The sequence below is a fragment of the Streptomyces sp. NBC_00483 genome (assembly GCF_036013745.1).
GTDB lineage: Bacteria > Actinomycetota > Actinomycetes > Streptomycetales > Streptomycetaceae > Streptomyces.
Genome location: NZ_CP107880.1, coordinates 9,544,120 through 9,559,583, shown reverse-complemented (window position 1 = coordinate 9,559,583; position 15,464 = coordinate 9,544,120). Strand labels below are relative to the sequence as shown.

Below are 15,464 nucleotides of genomic sequence, written 5' to 3'. Positions count from 1 at the left end.
ATCTGGAGTCGATCATGCATGTCTTCATCACCGGCGGTACGGGCCTGATTGGCTCGGCCGTCGTCGCCGAACTGCTGGCCGCCGGGCACACGGTCACCGCCCTCGCCCGCTCCGACGCCTCCGCCGAGAAGGCCACCGCGGCCGGCGCGGGCGTGCTCCTCGGTGGGCTCACCGATCTCGACGTGCTGCGCAGCGGCGCCGAACAGGCGGACGGTGTCGTCCATCTCGCCTTCACCAACGACTTCAGCTCACCCGAGGCGCTCGCGCGTTCGGTGTCCGAGGAGGGCGCCGCGCTCGCGGCACTCGGCGACGCGCTCATCGGCTCCGAGAAGCCGCTGGTCACGGTGTCCGGCACCCCGTGGGTGCCGGGGCGGGCCTCGACCGAGGAGGACCCGCTGCCCACCGACGGGCCGGTCGGCGGGCGCGGCGTGTCGGTGGGGCGCGCCCTCGACCTCGCCTCGCGCGGTGTACGCAGCTCGGCGATCCGGCTGCCGCGCACCGTTCACAACCAGGGCGACGGCGGATTCGCCGGGATGCTCACGCAGATCGCCCGCCGCACCGGAGTCGCCGGCTACCCCGGCGACGGTACGCAGCGCTGGCCCGCCGTCCACGCCCTCGACGCCGCCGTCCTGTTCAGGCTCGCCCTGGAGAAGGCCCCTGCCGGCACCGCGTGGCACGCCGTGGCCGACGAGGGCGATGCCGTACGGGACATCGCCGCGGTCGTCGGGCGGCGGCTCGGGGTCCCTGCGGATTCCGTGCCGGAGGAGAACTTCGGTCCGCTCGGGCCGATCTTCGCGACCGATCAGCCGTCGAGCAGCGCGCACACCCGCGCCGCTCTCGGCTGGCAGCCGACCCACCCGGGGCTGCTCGAGGAACTGGAGAAGATCGAGCCCTGAGCCGCTTGCCGCGGGGAGGCCGGGCCTCCCCGCGGCGCCGTCACGCCCCCGGGCCGTTGAACTCGGCGGCCACCGCGCGCAGCCCGCGCACCCCGTACTCGATGACCGGCTCCGCCTGCGGGGCGAAGCGCGGCGAGTGGTTGCCGGGGATGCCAGGGCGCGGCCGCGTCGGGTCCTCACCCTCGTAGAGCTTGGGGTCGAAGCTGCCCCACATCCAGAACACCGACGGGCAGTCGAGGGTCGTGCCGAAGATGCCGAAGTCCTCGCTGCCGGAGAGCGGGCGCGCCATGTGCTGGACGCCCTCCTCCCCGTAGACCGCCAGCAGGGCGGCGCGTGCGCGCTCGGTGGCGTCGTCGTCGTTGACGGTGAGCGGGAAGGCGTTGAGCGGCTCGAACTCCGGCTCGCGCGGCGCGCCCGCGGTCTGCGCCTCGCCACGGACGATCCGCTCGATCGCGGCGAGGACCCGCTCGCGTACCTCGGGGTCGAAGGTCCGGACGTTGACCTTGAGTTCGGCGCTGTCCGGGATGATGTTCTCCTTGTGTCCCGCCCGGAACGAGCCGACCGTCACCACGGCCGCGTCCTGGGCCGCGATCTCCCGGGACACCACCGTCTGCAAACGGGTCACCACGTGCGCGCCGAGCACGATCGGGTCGACCGTCAGCTCGGGCTGCGAGCCGTGTCCCCCGGAGCCGAACAGGCGGATGCGGAAGCTGTCCGCGGCCGACATGGTCGTGCCGGGGCGCAGCGCGACCGTGCCGGTCGGCAGCGGGCTGACGTGCTGGCCGAGGCAGACGTCCGGGCGCGGGAAGCGGTCCGCGAAGCCGTCGTCGACCATGGCCTGCGCGCCCGCCGCGATCTCCTCGCCGGGCTGGAAGACGGCGAGCAGCGTGCCGCGCCAGGTGGTGCGGTCCGCCGCGTACAGGGCGGTCGCGCCGAGCAGCGCGGTGACGTGGTGGTCGTGGCCGCAGCCGTGCATCACCGGCACCTCGTGGCCGTCGGGCCCCGTCGCGGTGTCGGTCGACGCGTAGGGCAGGCCCGTGTCCTCGGCCAGCGGCAGCCCGTCGGTGTCGGCGCGGAGCAGGACCGTGGGGCCCTCGCCGTTGGTGAGCGTGCCGACGACGCCGGTGGTGCCGACGTGCTCCATGACCTCCCAGCCCTGCGCGCGCAGCACGGTCGCGATGATCTCGGCGGTGCGGGTCTCGTGCATCGACAGCTCGGGGTGGGCGTGCAGGTCCCGGTAGAGCTCGCCCAGGGCGGGCAGCAGCTGCGGCAGCCCCTCGTCGGCGGGGGTGCCGGCGGGCAGCGTGAGCCGGGCGGGATCGACCGGGCAGGCGGGGGCGGGTGACGTGGAGGGGGTCATGCGGCAAAGCTCCTTCGCTGAGTTGGGAGGGCCGGTTGTCAGTCCCGGACGGCGGGGCCGAGTCGGGAGCGCAGGGTCTCGGAGGTCTGCGGGGCCAGCAGCGCGAGGCAGGCGGTGAGCGCCGCCCCGAGGGCGAGGACGGCGAAGGCGACGGTGAACGAGTAGGTGTCCGCGAGATATCCCATCAGCATCGGCACCAGGATGCCCGCGGACTGGCCGCCGAAGTTGATCATTCCGGAGGCCGCACCGCTCAGCCGCGTCGACAGCGTCCGCAGCGGCACCGCGAAGATCGGCGTGAAACAGAAAGTGCAGGCGGCGAAGGCGAGACACAGCAGCGTCTCGAACGCGACCAGCCCTTCGGCCTGCGTCATCGCGAGCACCGCCACACCGGCGACGGTCATGGACGGCGCGACCAGAACCGCGGGGCGGCCCTTCAGCCTGTCCGCGCACCAGCCGCTGAGAATCATGGCGATTCCGCCGAACAGCGCGGGCAGCGCCGTGAACAGGCCCGAACTCTCCAGCGAGAGCCCGCGTTCGGTCTGCAGATACGACGGCACCCAGGAATTGAGGCCCCAAGCGAGCATGCCGTAGCCGAACAGCATCCCCACGTACAGCCACATCGCCGGGGTGGCGAGCAGCGCACGCGTTCCGCCGCCGCCCCCGGCGGCCTCTGTCTGCGCGGTCGGCCGCACCGGCGGAAGCAGCAGTTGTACGAGGACGAAGGTTGCGACGCCGAGTCCCGCGACGGCGTAGAACGACATGCGCCAGCCCCACAGGGCGATGACGGGTCCCGCGATCAGCGGCGCGACGACCGCGCCGAAGGAGTTGGACGAGGAGATCCAGCCGCTCGCCGTCATCCGCTCGCGGGATCCGGTGCGTTCGGCGACGGCCTTCATCGCGGCGGCGGGGAAGACGCCCTGCCCGGCGCCGAACAGCACCCGGATCACGACGAGCGCGGCGAACGACCAGGCGGTTCCGGTCAGCGCCGTGAACACCGACCAGATCAGCATCGCCCACAGCAGGATCCGCTTGGACCCGAACCGGTCGGCGAGCAGTCCGCCGGGGATCTGGCACGCCGCGTAGGCCAGGAAGAACGCGGAGAGGACCATGCCCTGCTGGGTGCGGTCGATGCCGAACTCGGTGCCGATGTGCGGCAGGGCGAGGTTGATGACGAGCCGGTCGATGTAGTCGACGATCCAGGCCAGGAACAGCAGGCCGACGGTCGTCTTCGCGGCCCGGTCGAGCCGGACCCGGCCCTCGGTGGGCGCGGGGTGCGCGGCGGGCGCGTCGGTAGGTGAATCGGTGGCGCTCACGGCGGCTCCACGGTGTGTGTCGCGACTGGGGGTGGGCGCGCACGCCTGGCCTTGCGAACGGGTCTGCGTCCGGGCCGGCGCGCACATCCGTACGGCGGGCGTACGCCCCTGTGTCGGGGCCGCCGTACGGGCGGGTGCGAGTGGCCCCACAATGGTCGCCATGCCGTCCGCCCCCGCACCGATGCCGGAATCCATCGCCCTAGAGGCGCAGGATTCCGTCTCTCCGACTGCCGACATGTACGACGACCTCGACGAGACGGACATGGCGCTCGTCGACGCCCTGCAGACCAGCCCCCGTGCCCCGTGGTCGCGGATCGGCGCGGTCCTCGGCATCGACGCCACCACCGCAGCCCGCCGTTGGGACCGGCTGCGCGCCTCCGGCCTCGCCTGGAGCACCGCGTACGAGACGTGGGAGCGGCACGGGCGGGGGCAGCGCCTGTGCATGGCCTTCGCCGATGTGGCCGTGGCTCCCGGCAGCCTGGCCGCCGCCACGGAAGCGGCGTGCGCGGACCCGCGCGTGGCCAGCGTCGAACGCACCACCGGCGGCGGCACCACCGGCACCGACGGCGCCCTCTTCCTCACCTTGTCCTGCTCCGGTACGGCGGCCCTGACGCGCTTCGCCGACGGCCCGCTCGCCGGTCTTCCGGGCGCGCGCGACGTCCAACTCTCCGTGGTGCTGCACAGTTACCGGGAAGGCGCGGACTGGAAGGTGCACGCGCTCGACCGGGGCCAGCGCTCCCGCCTGACGTCCGCCGCGGCGGATCGGGCGGCGGCCCCGCAGCACGGCGCCGCCGACCGTGCGCTGCTCCGCGCCCTGTCCCACGACGCCCGCCGCCCCTACAGCGACCTTGCCCGGGACACCGGCACCAGCGAGGCGACGGTCCGCCGCCGGCTTGCCCGGATGCTGGCCTCGGGCCAGGTCAGAATCCGCTGCGACGTGTCCCATCTGGCGGCGGGCCGACCGGTCATCAGCACGTACCGGGTCGCCGTGCCCTCCGCCGAACTGGACGCGGCGGGGCACCTGGTGGCCGCGCTGCCCGGGGTCCGGCTGTGCATGGCGGTGACCGGGGAGGCCAATCTGCTGGTGTCGACCTGGGCGCGCTCGCTGAGCGATGCCGCCGGGTTCGAGGTCCGCCTCGGCTCCCGGCTCGCCGGTGCCCGAATCCTGCGCCGTGATGTCACCCTGCTGACCGCCAAGCGGATGGGGCGCCTGTTGGACGATGAAGGGCGCGCCCGGGGGCACATCCCGGTGGACCATCACGCCTGAGTGACACACCATCAGCCGTTCAGCCCATCAGCCGTGGAGCCCGTCCGACGGTCGCCCGTCATCCACTCGTCCGTCAGCCGCTCGCCGTCAACTCCCCGGAATCAGAACGGCCTTCAGCACCTTTCCCTCCCTCTGCTCCGCCACCGCCCGGTCGAACTCCCCCAGCCCGTACGTCGTCACCAGCTCGTCCAGCGGCAGCCGCCCCTTCTCGTAGCGCCCGATCAACTCCGGTACGAGCTGCGCCGGTTCCGCGTCCCCCTCGACGCAGCCCCGGAGTTGGAGCCCGCGCAGCATCAGGTCCCGCACGTCGATCTCGGCCGTCGCGGGCCCGAGGCCGACCACGGCGAGCGTGCCGCGTGGCTGGAGCAGCGACAGGGCGCGGGTCAAGAGCTCCGGACGGCCGGTGGTGTCGAGGACGTGGGTCACCGAGGGGAGCGGGTCGTCCAGTGAGGGCACCGCCAACGCGCCGTACCGGCTTGCCAGTTCGCGGCGCGCGGCCACCGGCTCCGCGACCACGGCCTCCGCCCCCTCGGACAGCGCGGTCAGCACGGCCGCGCTGCCGACCGCGCCCGCCCCGACCACCAGGATCCGGTCGCCGGGCCCCGGCCGCAGGACGTTGAGGACCGCGCCCGCGCCGGTCAGGAATCCGCAGCCCAGCGGGGCGGCGACCCACGGCGGTACGTCGCCGACCGGCACGCAGGAACGGGCGTCGACGAGCGCGGCCGTGGCGAAGGACGACTGGCCGAAGAAGGAGCCGAAGACCGGGACACCGTCCACGCGGATCGTCGGTGTTCCGTCCGCGCGCCGTCCCGAGTTGTTGAGGGTGGTCGCGAGGTCGCAGTAGGCCGGGTGTCCTGACCGACACTGGCCGCAGCGGCCACAGTGCGCGAACGACAGCACGACCCGGTCCCCCACCTCCAGGCCGGCGACCCCCGACCCGAGGCGCTCCACGACACCGCAGCCCTCGTGGCCGAGCACCGCCGGGCGGTCGCCGAGCGCCTTCCGGGTGGCGAGGTCGGTGTGACAGAGGCCGACCGCCTCGATCCCGACGAGTACCTCGTGCGGACGTGGGCCGTCGAGTTCGGCCTCGACGAGTGCGCTGGGCGCGGCGCCGCGCGAGAGCAGTACCGAGACCTTCATGTGCGGTCCGGGGCTTCGCGTTCCAGGTCGGGGGTTTCGCGTTCCAGGTCCGGGGTTTCGCGTTCCAGGCCGAAGTAGAAGTGCCGGCCGTCCACGAGCACGACGCCGGGCTTGCCGTTCGTCACGCCCATGAGCGTGGTGTCGTCGACCCGCTTGAAGTGGTCGAACACGGGCATCCCGTCGTACACCATCGTGGCGGTCACCTCGCCGCGGAACTCGATGTTCCACAGGCTGGCCTCGCCGCGGCCCGCCTTGGTGTCGGAGTAGAGGCTGCCGTCCTCGGCGCGGCAGATCAGTGGCTTCGCGTCGTCGAGCGCGTCGAACCGCTTGCCGTGCCAGCGGCTCGCGGCCAGCACCTTCTCGATGGGATGGCCGGTCAGGAAGGCGAATCCGCGCCAGGGGCCGATCAGCGAGGCCGCATCGACCGTCTCCAAGTCGGCCCACAGGGCGTCGAGTTCGGCCGGGTCAACCAGGCCCTCCACCGCGCGCAGGGCCTTCCATCGTTCGTTCACGCCGCTCATCGGACCCCCAGCCTGCGCAGCAGGGCCAGTTGGCCGTTCGTACGGCGGATGAAAGATGTCACCGAGCTCTCCTCCGGTTTTGTCGGACCGAGAGGGAGGAACCGCTGCGTGGCGATCGTCTGGCTCTCGGTGTACTTGCGGATCCCCTCGGCCCCGTGGCGCCTGCCGAGTCCGCTGTCGCCCATGCCGCCCATCCCCGCCTCGATGCTGCCGGCGGCCGCGGCGGCGCCGTCGTTGATGTTGACCGAGCCGGACCGGATCCGGCGTGCGAGGCGGGCGGCCTCGCGGGAGTCCTTCGACCAGATCGACGCCGAGAGGCCGTAGCTGCCCTGGTTGGCCAGGTCGACGGCCTCGTTGTCGGTCTCGTAGGGGTGGAGCGAGACGACCGGGCCGAAGGTCTCCTCGCCGCACACCGCCATCTCCGGTGTGACACCTTCGAGGATGGTGGGTTCGTAGAAGAGCGGGCCGATGTCGGGCCGGGCCTTGCCGCCCGCGAGCACCGTCGCCCCCTGGCTCACCGCCTCGTCGACATGGGACTCGACGGCCGTGAGCTGCGCCTTCGACGTGAGGGAGCCGATGTCCGCCGAGTAGTCGTAGGGCCGGCCGAGGCGCAACGCCCGTGTCGCGCGGACGAGTTCGTCGCGGAAGGTGTCGTAGATCTTCTCGTGTACGTAGACGCGCTCGATGTGGATGCACATCTGCCCGGTGTTGGCGAAGGCGGCCGCCACCGTGCCGGCCGCGGCCGCCGTGACGTCGGCGTCCGCGCGCACGATCAGCGGGTTCTTGCCGCCGAGTTCGAGGGAGGCGCCGACCAGGCGGCGCGTGGCGCGTTCGCCGACGGCGCGTCCGGTGGCGGTCGACCCGGTGAAGCAGACGTAGTCGGCGGCGTCGACGAGGGCCGTGCCGACCACGGAGCCGGGGCCGGTCACGATCTGCCACAGGTCGGCGGGCAGCCCGGCCTCCGCCATCAGGGCCCGCGTCCACAGCAGGGTCAGCGCGGTCTGTGAATCCGCCTTGGACACCACGGCGTTGCCGGCGAGGAGGGCGGGCAGCACGTCGCCGACACCGAGGTAGAGGGGGTAGTTCCAGGGCGAGATGATGCCGACGACCCCCTTCGGCACCCGCACCTCCTGGACCCTCGTCGCGCCGGGGATCATCCCGCGTACGCGCCGGGTCGCCAGGTAGTGCCGGGCGCGCCGCGCGTAGTGCCGGGCGATCGTCGCGACCTGGGCCACCTCCATCCACGCGTGGTAGCGCGCCTTGCCCGTCTCCCACTGGATCAGGTCGAGCGCCTGGTCCTGCCGCTTCAACAGCAGGTCGTGGAAGGCGAGTACGAGGTCGGCGCGGCGCTTCGCCGGTGTACCCACCCACGCCGTCTGGGCGGCGCGGGCGCCCGCCACCGCCTGCGCCACATCCTCCGGGGTGCAGGTGGGAACGGCCGCGATCGGCGAGAGGTCGAACGGCGCCAGCGCGGCCAGCGGTTCGGGGGCCTCGGCCTCGTCGCGTTTCGCGTCGCGGCGCACCCCGCCGCACCATCGCGCGATCGCCTCGTCCGTCACCCACGCGGGGCGGGCCTGGTCCGTGCTCATGCGGGCTCCTCGCTCGTACGGGACCGCTGCTCCGGTTCGCACCGGTCACTTCGATGCCCTGTCGGCACTCTTGCCGACTCTCTTGTCGATGACTGCGCGCCTCGCTATGTTAATCAGAAATCACATCCTGGAACAAGATTTGAAGCGTGGCGGAGAACCCCAACGCCCAGCACATCCGGGCTTGTTGAACCGCCTGGCCAACCAGGGAAGCGAGTAAGTCAATGACAAATCTGAGCCGCAGAAACATCCTGTCGCTCGGTGCCGCGCTGGGACTCGTGGGCGCGACGGGTACGGCCACCAACGCATGGGCCTGGTCGCCGACGGGCTCGGTCGCGGGCGCCGGAGCGGGCACCGACCCCGAGTACGTGTGGGACGACGAGATCGACCCGCTGATGGCCAAGATCATCACCAGCGGTCAGGTCCCGGCCGTCAACAAGGCGATGGGGCCGTGGGTGAACAACAGCGACCCGCTGCCCAGCGGCCTGCCGTCCGAACTCCACACGTATCTGCAGGGTGTCAACAAGCTGCCGTCCTGGGCGGATCCGAAGAAGCTCGCCCGCGCCGCCGACTTCAACCGGCGCAAGGACACCTACCTCTTCCTGCTCTACGGCCTCGGCAGCGGGATCATGAGCACCGTGATCCCGCGCGAGGCGAAGAGCGTGTACTGGTCCGCCGGCGGCGCCGACATGCAGGATCGCGCGGCCAAAACATTCACGTTCGGCTACGACCTGGCCCAACTGAAGGGCTTCGAGCCCGAGGGCCAGTTCGTCGTCACCGCCAACAAGACGCGCCTGGTGCACGCCGCGGTGCGGCACATGCTGCCGCAGTCCCCGCACTGGTCGGCGGTCGCGGACCAGAAGATCCCGATCAGCAACGCCGACATCCTGGTCACCTTCCACAGCCTCGGCACGTTCGTGCGCAGGAAGCTGCTCGACTGGAAGGTGCCGTTCTCCGCCGAGGACCAGGACGCCTTCCTGCACAGCTGGCAGGTCGCCCTGCACCTGCTCGGCGTGCGCACGGAGTACATCCCCAAGTCGTGGGACGAGGCGGACAAGCAGTCGGCGCAGGTGCTCACGCCGATCCTCTCCCCCACCACCGAGGGCATCGAACTGGCCGAGGATCTACTGGGGTTGACCGCACAGGTCGACCTCGGCGTCACGCGCGGATTCCTCAACGAGTTCGTGCGCTACGTCCTCAGCAACGAGATCGGCGACTGGCTGGGGCTCAAACGCGACTACGCATCGGCGACCCTGATCCGCACCGTGTGGCCGGCCTTCATCCTCTTCCGTGAGGGACTGAACCCCATCGCGCCCAGCGCGTTCTACATGTTCGACCAGTTCATCCGCGCGCTGGCCATGGCGTTCCTGAACAAGGGCGCATCGGGGCAGACCACACCCATCGTGATCCCGACGCACAACCGGCAGGACTGACACCCCTCCCCCACGCGGGCGTTGGGGCTCCCCGCTCAGAGCCCCAGCGCCCGCACCACAAGTCCCGCCACCGTGGCGCGGTGCTCGGGGCTGTCCCGCCACCGCATGCTCCGCCCGGCCTCGACCACGACGCCGAACCCGGCGTGCACCAGGACGCGGGCCTGACGCGGGTCGAGCTCGGGGCGCGCCGCCCTCAACTGCTGTTCCCATACGGCGATGTGCTCGCGCTGCGCCAGTATCGAGGGGCGCCGCAGCTCGTCCGGCAGGCCGATGAACTCCGCCTCCGCGACGCTCGTCAGCGCGGTGTGCTCGAAGCTGTACGCCACGTACGTGGCCGCCAGCGCCGCCACCGCCTCGTGCGGGTCGGCCGTCCCCTCCAGGCTCTGGTCCACCGCCTGGGCGAGCAGTCCCGCCGCTTGCAGGCAGGCCGCCGCGAGGATGTCGACCTTGCCCGGGTAGTGGCGGTAGAGCGCGGACGGGGCCAGGCCCACCGCCTCCGCGATCTGGCCGTTCGTGACGTTGGCGAACCCGTCCCGCGCGAACAGCGGGACGGCGGCCGCGAGGATCTCCGCGCGCCGTGAGCGCGCCACGGGGAGCGCCGGCAGTTCGATGGCCCGCTCGCTCCCCTTGGCTGCCGGGGCGGGGTCCGGGTCCTGCTCGACCAGCCGCAGGGCGCACGTCAACAGCAGTTCCTCGGCCCGGCGTTGGGCGATGGACGTGTGGTGCATCGTGATCGAGCCGATCGCGCCGAGCGCCGCCACGACACGCAACTCCACGCGCCCGCCCGGATGTTCCCTGCGCACCGCCTCGGTCACCCGCCCGACGACGCGCGCGAACTTGCCCCGGAGCAGCCCCCGGTCCTCGCGGTTGAGGTACCGGGCCTCCCACCGGTACACGCCACCCTCCGCGCGGCGCTTCACGGTGATCCGGACGAGGGCCCTGAGCAGCTCCGCCGTGTCCGCCTCGGGCGGCAGCTCGTCGAGCGTGGCGACGAGCCCGTCCACCATGGCGTGCGCGCACTCGGAGAACAGCGCGTACTTGTTCGGGAAGTGCCGGTACAGCGCCGCCGCGGTGATGCCCACTCCGGCGGCGATGTCCTCCATGGACGTCGCGTGATACCCGCGTTCGCTGAAGAGTCGCCCGGCCGCCTCGACGATCAGCTGCCTGCGGTTGCGGGGACGAGTGGCCGGCATCGGCTCCGCGGTCATGACCGGGCTGACGAGTGCGGGGACAGAGACAGGAGCGGGGCCATGCGGGCCAGTCAATCACACGCCGGGACACGCGCCATGGCGTGCGCGGACCTCCTTGCGGACGAGCGTGTACACGATCTCGCGTCAACTCTTGGTCATGATTTTCGGGGGACTGCTGTTCGCGTGGAGTGTGCCGCTTAGCATCGGGCCGTCCCGCACCGTACGACCCCCTTGGGAGGCCCGGATGTCGAGGCCCGGCGACGGGTGGCGGCGCAGACAACGGTGGCTGTTCACCGGGGCACTTGTCGTGCTGCTGTGCCTGCTGGTGGCCAATGTCATCGCGCTCACCCAGGGTGACCACGACCGCGGCGATTCCTCCGGCGGCCCGCCGCGCACGCTGGTCGAGGTGTCCGGGAGCCACTGCGGCAAGGGCTGGGACGAGCCCGCGCCCGGCGTACAGGTCTTCGCGCTGCACAACACCTCCGCCGCCTCCGCCGAGGTGTTCCTGGAGAATCCGCGCAGCCACGTCATGTACGGCGAGGTGGAGGACATCGGTCCCGGCACGACACGGGAGTTGACGGTGCGGCTCGGCAGGGGCGCGTACGCGTTCAAGTGTCTTCCCGAGGACGCCGACGCCGTCACCGGTCCCACGGTCCGCATCCGCGAGGGCCGTTCGGGGCCCGCCGCCGCTCCGGTCACCACGCACGACCTGATCCCGCCGTCGATCGCCTACCAGAAGTGGGTCGGCGACGGGCTCGACAAGGTGGTCCGCCTTACGGGAACGCTCCGCGACGCCGTCGACGAGGGCGACCTCGGCGCGGCCCGCACCGCATGGCTGCCCGCCCACCTCCAGTACGAGCGGATGGGCGCGGCCTACGACGCGTTCGGCGACGCCGACGGGCGGATCAACGGCACGGACGCCGGGCTGCCGGACGGCGCCCACGACAAGGACTTCACCGGCTTCCACCGCGTCGAGTACGGGCTGTGGCACGGCCAGTCGGCACACGAACTGCGGTCCCCTGCGGCCGCGTTGCTGAAGGCGGTCACCGCGCTGCGCGAGGACTGGGCGCAGGCCCGGATGGACCCGGCACAACTGGGCCTGCGGGCGCACGAGATTCTGGAGAACACGGTGCAGTTCGAGCTGACGGGGCGTACGGACTTCGGCAGCGGCAGCAATCTCGCCACGGCCCGCGCCAACGTGGACGGCACCCGCGAGGTCCTCTCCCGCCTGCACCCGATCCTGACCCGGCGCTACGCCCACCTCCCGTCCCTGGAACGGGACTTGAAGCAGGCCGGGCAGACCCTCGACGGGCTGCGCCACGACGACCACTGGCCACCACTGGAGGAGCTGAGCCGGGTGCGGCGCGAGCGCGTCGACGCCCGGTTCGGGGACCTCGTCGAGCGCCTCGCCTCGGTGGCGACGCTGTGCGATCCGCGGAGGACGGTGTGAGCGGGGCGGGCGGTGTCGGGCGGCGCGGACTGCTGCGGGGTGCCGCACTCGCCGGGGTCGGGCTCACCGCGGGTGGTGCCGCAGCCCCGGTCGGAGGGCCGGTCGACATCCCGGCCACACCCGTCGCCGCGTTCCACGGCGCCCGGCAGGCCTCCGTCGTCGCGGCGCAGCGCCGGGCGACCGCGTTCGTCTCCCTCGATGTCACCGCCGACGGGCGGGCCGAACTCGCGGACGCGCTGCGGGCGTTGACCGACCGCTGCCGCTTCCTCGCCTCGGGCGGGACACCGGAGCCCGCCGGAATCACCGCGCCGCCGGCCGACTCGGGGGTGCTCGGCGAGCGGCTGCCGGGCGGGGCGCTCGCGGTGACCGTGGGCGTCGGGGAGTCGCTGTTCGACGAGCGGTTCGGGCTCGGCCGGCGCAGGCCGCACCGGCTCACCGCGATGCCCGCCTTCCCCGACGACGACCTCCGCCCCGACTGGTGTCACGGCGATCTGAGCCTGCAACTGCACGCCGACGACCGGGACACGGTGCTGCACGCGCTGCGCGACATCACCCGGCACACACGCGGTGCGCTGCAGGTGCGCTGGCGCATGGACGGCTTCACCAGCCCGCCGCGCCCCTCGGGGACGCCGCGCAATCTGCTGGGGTTCAAGGACGGCACCGCCAACCCGGACACCGCCGACGCCCGCGCGATGGACCGCCTGGTGTGGGTCGGCAAGGACAGCGGTGAGCCGGAGTGGGCCGTCGGAGGCAGCTACCAAGTGGTCCGGCTGATACGGATGTTGGTGGAGTTCTGGGACCGCGTCTCGCTCAGCGAGCAGGAGCGGATGTTCGGGCGTTCCCGCGCGTCGGGCGCGCCACTGGACGGTGACGCGGAGCACGACACCCCGAAGTTCGTCGACGACCCCAAGGGCGACGTCATCCCGCTGGACGCCCACATCCGGCTCGCCAACCCCCGCACCCCGAACACCGCGGGCCAGCGGATCCTGCGCCGCGCCTACAACTACGACCGGGGCACGGACGCCAACGGCAACCTCGACATGGGCCTGCTGTTCTCCTGCTACCAGCAGGATCCGCGGCGGCAGTTCGAGACCGTGCAGAAGCGGCTCGCGGGCGAACCGCTCACCGACTACATCTCCCCGTTCGGCGGCGGCTATTTCTTCGCGCTGCCGGGCGTGCGCGACGCCGACGACTGGTACGGCCGAGCCCTGCTGTCCTGAGGCAACTCCCAAGCGGACCTCACCGCTACGGAAAGCTTGCGCTCACAAGCGGTCAACAGGTGGTCAAGATCTGCCCGTTGATATAGATGCAGGGTTCACTCAAGTGCCACCGTACATGCGCATGCACGCCGTCGACGTGGGTCGGAGGACGCACATCCATGGACAGCAAGGCACGTAGATCCGGGTCGGTGACCGGCGGATCGGTGACCGGGAGATCAGTGGTGCGAGGCCTGGGCGCGCTGGCGGGAGCCGCCGCGCTCACCGTGCTCGGCGGGGCCTCCCCCACGTGGGCGGCCGCACCCGCGGGGCACGCCTCCGGCACCGCCACTCCCATCAAGCACGTGGTCGTGCTCTTCGACGAGAACAACTCCTTCGACCACTACTTCGCGACGTATCCGAAGGCCGCGAACACCGACGGCACGAAGTTCACGCCGGCCAAGGGCACGCCGAAGAACATCGACACCCTCGCGCACGCGGGCCTGCTGAAGCAGAACCCCAACCAGTACACCCCCAAGCGGCTGACCCCGGACCACGCGGTGACCTGCGACCAGAACCATTCCTACGGTCCCGAGCAGTACGCGTACAACGGCGGCAAGGCCGACAAGTTCGTGCAGAACACCGAGGTCGACAAGTGCAGCGGCGGCCTGTTCGGCGAACCGGGCCTGGCGATGGACTACTTCGACGGCAACACCGTCACCGCGCTGTGGAACTACGCCCAGCACTACTCCCTGAGCGACCGCTCCTACGGGTCGAACTACGGCCCGTCGACGCCCGGAGCCATCAACCTGGCCTCCGGGAACACGCACGGGGTCATCTCCACCGACCCGGCCTCCAGCACCGAGAACCCCAAGCAGACCGATACGCCCGACAAAACCGCGGTCCAGTCGCCGGACGCGCACGGCGTCGGCACGATGATCAATGACCCGGACCCGTCGTTCGACGACTGTTCCGACAAGAACCACACCGCGGCCAGTGCGCTCGCCACTATGCAGGGCAGGAACATCGGTGACCTGCTCAACACCCGCAAGGTGTCCTGGGGTTGGTTCCAGGGCGGCTTCCGGCCGAGCTCCGCGTGGAACGGCGAGGACGGCTCGTACGCCAAGTGCGAGGACGCGCACGCCAATGTCGGCGGTGCGTCGACCCTCGACTACAGCCCGCACCACAACCCGTTCGCCTACTACAAGACGACGGCGAACCCGCACCACCTGGCGCCCACGAGCGTCGCGGAGATCGGCCACGCGGGCCGCGCCAACCACAATTACGACCTGACCGATTTCGCTGCCGCCGCGAAGGCGGGCCACCTCCCGGCCGTCAGCATGGTCAAGGCCAGCGCGTACCAGGACGGGCACGCCGGCTACTCCGACCCGGTCGACGAGCAGCACTTCCTGGTGAACCAGATCAACGCGGTGCAGAGCTCGCCGCAGTGGAAGTCGACCGCGATCGTCGTCGCGTACGACGACTCGGACGGCTGGTACGACCACGCCTACATCCCGCCGCGCAACGGTTCGAAGGACACCACGGTCGGCTCCAACGGCAAGGCCGCCGACTCCCCCGCCTGCCAGAACGGCCCGGCGGCGGCCGGGGGTTACCAGGACCGCTGCGGCCCCGGCACCCGGCAGCCGCTGCTCGTGATCTCCCCGTACAGCAAGGTCAACAAGGTCGACCACACCATGACCGACCAGGCGTCCATCATCCGCTTCATCGAGGACAACTGGCACACAGGACGGATCGGCGACCACTCCTTCGACGCCACCGCGGGTCCGCTGTCCGGGATGTTCGACTTCAAGCACCCCAACAACAGACAGCTGCTGTTGAACACGGACGGCTCGGTGAAGTCCGAGGGCGCCCTGCACGCCGTCGCCCCGGTCACGACACACATCACGCCGGGCCCGCCGATGGAGAACACGGCCGCGACGACCGACGACTTCCCGGTGCTCCCGGTGAGCCTCGGTGTGGCCGCGCTGCTCGCCACCGGCGCCACCGGCACGTACCTCACCCTGCGACGCAGGCAGCGCACCGCCGCCTGACGGCGCGCCCCCAGACTGCCCGGCACGGCCCAGCGCCCCCTGGACCGTGCCGGGCGGGTTC

General features: G+C 71.6%; 12 protein-coding genes. 6 read left to right on the top strand and 6 right to left on the bottom strand.

Translation table 11 applies throughout. The annotated features are described in order from the left end of the window. Window positions 1-14 precede the first annotated feature (14 nt). Window positions 15-896, top strand: coding sequence for an SDR family oxidoreductase (locus OHA73_RS42705; protein ID WP_327658055.1), 882 nt, complete (start codon window positions 15-17; stop codon window positions 894-896). Between the two features lie 40 nt (window positions 897-936). Here the strand turns inward: OHA73_RS42705 and OHA73_RS42700 are convergent, their stop codons facing one another. Both OHA73_RS42700 and OHA73_RS42695 read right to left on the bottom strand, forming a co-directional pair. Continuing rightward, a complete protein-coding gene (locus tag OHA73_RS42700; RefSeq protein WP_327658054.1) occupies window positions 937-2,256 on the bottom strand; it encodes an amidohydrolase in 1,320 nt (439 codons plus the stop codon). Window positions 2,257-2,294: 38 nt separating this feature from the next. Then, complete coding sequence (locus tag OHA73_RS42695; RefSeq protein WP_327658053.1) at window positions 2,295-3,569, bottom strand: MFS transporter; 1,275 nt, start codon at window positions 3,567-3,569, stop codon at window positions 2,295-2,297. 160 nt (window positions 3,570-3,729) lie between these two features. Between OHA73_RS42695 and OHA73_RS42690 the strand changes: the two genes are divergently transcribed. Continuing rightward, window positions 3,730-4,836: an Lrp/AsnC family transcriptional regulator gene (locus tag OHA73_RS42690; protein ID WP_327658052.1), complete on the top strand. Its 1,107-nt coding sequence runs from the start codon at window positions 3,730-3,732 to the stop codon at window positions 4,834-4,836. A gap of 87 nt (window positions 4,837-4,923) precedes the next feature. Here the strand turns inward: OHA73_RS42690 and OHA73_RS42685 are convergent, their stop codons facing one another. From OHA73_RS42685 to OHA73_RS42675, 3 genes are read right to left on the bottom strand one after another with little or no spacing between them, the layout of a single operon-like run. Further along, a complete protein-coding gene (locus OHA73_RS42685) occupies window positions 4,924-5,976 on the bottom strand; it encodes an NAD(P)-dependent alcohol dehydrogenase (RefSeq protein WP_327658051.1) in 1,053 nt (350 codons plus the stop codon). After that, the gene (locus OHA73_RS42680) at window positions 5,973-6,497 is read right to left on the bottom strand and encodes a DUF4334 domain-containing protein (protein ID WP_327658050.1); all 525 of its coding nucleotides are present in this window, start codon (window positions 6,495-6,497) and stop codon (window positions 5,973-5,975) included. Before OHA73_RS42680 ends, OHA73_RS42685 begins: the two co-directional genes overlap by 4 nt. Continuing rightward, window positions 6,494-8,086 carry a succinic semialdehyde dehydrogenase gene (locus tag OHA73_RS42675; RefSeq protein ID WP_327658049.1) on the bottom strand — a complete coding sequence of 531 codons (1,593 nt, stop codon included), beginning with the start codon at window positions 8,084-8,086 and terminating at the stop codon, window positions 6,494-6,496. The genes OHA73_RS42680 and OHA73_RS42675 overlap by 4 nt, the downstream gene beginning before the upstream one ends. Before the next feature lie 221 nt (window positions 8,087-8,307). Here OHA73_RS42675 and OHA73_RS42670 point away from each other — a divergent pair, with 221 nt between their 5' ends. After that, window positions 8,308-9,516 carry an oxygenase MpaB family protein gene (locus tag OHA73_RS42670; RefSeq protein ID WP_327658048.1) on the top strand — a complete coding sequence of 403 codons (1,209 nt, stop codon included), beginning with the start codon at window positions 8,308-8,310 and terminating at the stop codon, window positions 9,514-9,516. A gap of 35 nt (window positions 9,517-9,551) precedes the next feature. On the opposite strand, the gene OHA73_RS42665 is transcribed toward OHA73_RS42670, so the two are convergent. After that, on the bottom strand, window positions 9,552-10,724 hold the full coding sequence (locus tag OHA73_RS42665; RefSeq protein ID WP_327658047.1) for a TetR/AcrR family transcriptional regulator: 1,173 nt from the start codon (window positions 10,722-10,724) through the stop codon (window positions 9,552-9,554). A 226-nt stretch (window positions 10,725-10,950) separates the two neighbouring features. Here OHA73_RS42665 and OHA73_RS42660 point away from each other — a divergent pair, with 226 nt between their 5' ends. The 3 genes from OHA73_RS42660 to OHA73_RS42650 all read left to right on the top strand — a co-directional run bounded on the left by OHA73_RS42660 (window position 10,951) and on the right by OHA73_RS42650 (window position 15,403). Further along, window positions 10,951-12,156, top strand: coding sequence for an EfeM/EfeO family lipoprotein (locus OHA73_RS42660; protein WP_327658046.1), 1,206 nt, complete (start codon window positions 10,951-10,953; stop codon window positions 12,154-12,156). After that, window positions 12,153-13,376 (top strand): iron uptake transporter deferrochelatase/peroxidase subunit, encoded by a 1,224-nt coding sequence (gene efeB / locus OHA73_RS42655; RefSeq protein ID WP_327658045.1) that lies wholly within the window; start codon window positions 12,153-12,155, stop codon window positions 13,374-13,376. The genes OHA73_RS42660 and efeB overlap by 4 nt, the downstream gene beginning before the upstream one ends. Window positions 13,377-13,534: 158 nt before the next feature. Next, window positions 13,535-15,403 (top strand): phospholipase C, encoded by a 1,869-nt coding sequence (locus tag OHA73_RS42650; protein WP_443063186.1) that lies wholly within the window; start codon window positions 13,535-13,537, stop codon window positions 15,401-15,403. Window positions 15,404-15,464 lie beyond the last annotated feature (61 nt).

Excerpts from the sequence above, each read along its gene's own strand:
- OHA73_RS42685 (WP_327658051.1), bottom strand. The coding sequence starts at position 5,976 with ATGAAGGTCTCGGTACTGCTCTCGCGCGGCGCCGCGCCCAGCGCACTC.
- OHA73_RS42660 (WP_327658046.1), top strand. The coding sequence starts at position 10,951 with ATGTCGAGGCCCGGCGACGGGTGGCGGCGCAGACAACGGTGGCTGTTC.
- OHA73_RS42705 (WP_327658055.1), top strand. The coding sequence starts at position 15 with ATGCATGTCTTCATCACCGGCGGTACGGGCCTGATTGGCTCGGCCGTC.
- OHA73_RS42690 (WP_327658052.1), top strand. The coding sequence starts at position 3,730 with ATGCCGTCCGCCCCCGCACCGATGCCGGAATCCATCGCCCTAGAGGCG.
- OHA73_RS42650 (WP_443063186.1), top strand. The coding sequence starts at position 13,535 with ATGGACAGCAAGGCACGTAGATCCGGGTCGGTGACCGGCGGATCGGTG.
- OHA73_RS42665 (WP_327658047.1), bottom strand. The coding sequence starts at position 10,724 with ATGACCGCGGAGCCGATGCCGGCCACTCGTCCCCGCAACCGCAGGCAG.
- OHA73_RS42670 (WP_327658048.1), top strand. The coding sequence starts at position 8,308 with ATGACAAATCTGAGCCGCAGAAACATCCTGTCGCTCGGTGCCGCGCTG.
- OHA73_RS42675 (WP_327658049.1), bottom strand. The coding sequence starts at position 8,086 with ATGAGCACGGACCAGGCCCGCCCCGCGTGGGTGACGGACGAGGCGATC.
- OHA73_RS42700 (WP_327658054.1), bottom strand. The coding sequence starts at position 2,256 with ATGACCCCCTCCACGTCACCCGCCCCCGCCTGCCCGGTCGATCCCGCC.
- OHA73_RS42680 (WP_327658050.1), bottom strand. The coding sequence starts at position 6,497 with ATGAGCGGCGTGAACGAACGATGGAAGGCCCTGCGCGCGGTGGAGGGC.